Below are 1,976 nucleotides of genomic sequence, written 5' to 3' on the forward strand. Positions count from 1 at the left end.
GGTCCGGCGTCGAGGAGGTCGTAGGGCTGGTAGGTGAGGTGGGGGTGGGTGGTGGTGACGGTGTGCGGGTCGCGGATGTCGGTCTTGCCGATCTCCAGGAAGGTGCCCCCCTGGGCCAGCAGTGCCAGTCCCGCGTCGACGTGCGCCTGGGTCAGGCTGTTGAGCACGACGTCGACCCCCTGCGGGGCCACCGCCGCTATCCCCTCCCGGTACGCGGTGGTGCGGGAGTCGTGGATGTGGGAGTCGGGCACACCGAGCGCGCTGAGGGTGGGTTGCTTGCCGATGCTGGCCGTGGTGTGCACGGTGGCCCCGAGGTGCCGGGCGTAGTGCAGGGCGGCCATCCCGACCCCGCCGGTGGCGGTGTGGATCAGGACGGACTGCCCGGCCCGCAGGCCGGCGAGGTCGCCGAGGCCGTACATGGCGGTGAGGTAGGCGATCGGCAGCACCGCGGCCTGGCTGTCGCTGAGGTGGTCGGGGGTACGGGTGAGCAGGTGGTGGTCGCAGACCGCGAGCGGGCCGGTGCCCTCGGAGAAGAGGCCCATCACCCGGTCGCCCGGGTCGAGTCCGGTCACGCCGGGACCGGTCTCCACGACCACGCCCGCGCCCTCGCTGCCCAGTGGCGCCTCACCGGGGTAGCTGCCCAGCGCGATGAGCACGTCGCGGAAGTTCAGGCCGGTGGCGTGGGTGCGTACCCGCACCTCGCCGTCGCGTAGCGGGCGCAGCGCCTCGGGTGCCGGGACCATGGCGACGTTGGCCAGGGTGCCGGCGGAGGTGGTGCCGAACCGCCAGTTCTCGTCCGGGGGCGTCAGCCGCGCCGGGTCGTCGGCGCAGCGGACCAGCCGGTCGACGTACGCCACGCCGAAGCGCACCGCGAGGTGCGGTTCGGCGGCTGCGAGCGCGGCGGCCAGCACCGACGGGTCGGTCGGGCGTCCGTCCAGGTCGAGCAGCACGAACCGGTCGGGGTGTTCGGCCTGCGCGGAGCGGGTGAGCCCCCAGCACGCGGCGGCGGCCAGGTCGGCGATCTGGTCGGCGAGGTGCGCGGCGACCCCACCTTCGGTGGTGATCACCAGTCGGGTGCCGGCCAACCGTTCCTCGGCGAGCCACTGCTGGAGGCTGTGCAGCAGCGCCTCGGTCAACTCGTGTGCGGCGGCGACCGGATCGTCGGTGGTGGCGGCCGGGGCGTCGGCGGGCGTCTCGTCCGGGCGTGGGGTGCGGCAGGACAGGAAGACCACGTCGGGCAGCTCATCGTAGAGCAGGGCGGCGAGGTCCGGCACCTGGCGCAGGCCGGGCAGCGCGCCGTGCAGCGCCGGTCCGGGCGTACCGAGGACGGCCCAGCCCGCCGGGTCGGCCGGCGGCGCGGCGTCCGCGCGTAGTTCCTGCCAGTCGAGGCGGTGCAGCAGCTCGGTGCCGGGCGCGGCGGCGACGGGCAGCGTGGCGGGGTCCAGGTCGCGCAGGTCGAGGCGGTCGATGGAGAGCACGGGGTGCCCGGCCGGGTCCGCCAGCAGCACCTGGTACGCACCGTCGCCGATCGCGGTGAGCCGGGCCCGCACCGACGTGGCCAGGTTGGCGTGCACGGCGACGCCGGAGAAGCTGTACGGCACGCGGGGCGCGGTGCCGAGGTCGTCGACGGCGACGGCGATCAGCGCGTGCAGGGCCGCGTCGGCGAGCGCCGGGTGCACGGCGTGACCGTCGGGGCGCAGGTCGTCGGGCAGCTCGACCTCGGCGTAGACGTCGGAACCGGCACGCCAGGCACGGCGCAGGTTCTGGAACGAGGGCCCGTAGTGGTAGCCCTTCGCGGCGAGCAGCGGGTAGAGCGCGTCGATGTCGACCGGTTCACCGGCTGGGGGCCAGATGCCGATCTCTGCCGGGACGGTGGGCTCGTCGGGGCTGAGTGTGGCGGTGGCGTGGGTGGTCCAGGTGGTGGTGGTGCGGGTGTGGATGGTGAGGGTTTGGTGGCCGGTGGGGGTGGGGGTGGT

General features: G+C 74.6%; 1 protein-coding gene. It reads right to left on the minus strand.

What is annotated here, in order from left to right; genetic code table 11:
• Positions 1-1,976, minus strand: a 1,976-nt coding sequence (locus AB0C22_RS31210; protein WP_357538592.1) for a polyketide synthase dehydratase domain-containing protein, incomplete at both ends; no start/stop codon positions are given.

Origin of the sequence: Micromonospora sp. NPDC048894 (genome assembly GCF_040649765.1) — a bacterium.
In the GTDB taxonomy this organism is placed as follows: domain Bacteria; phylum Actinomycetota; class Actinomycetes; order Mycobacteriales; family Micromonosporaceae; genus Micromonospora; species Micromonospora antibiotica.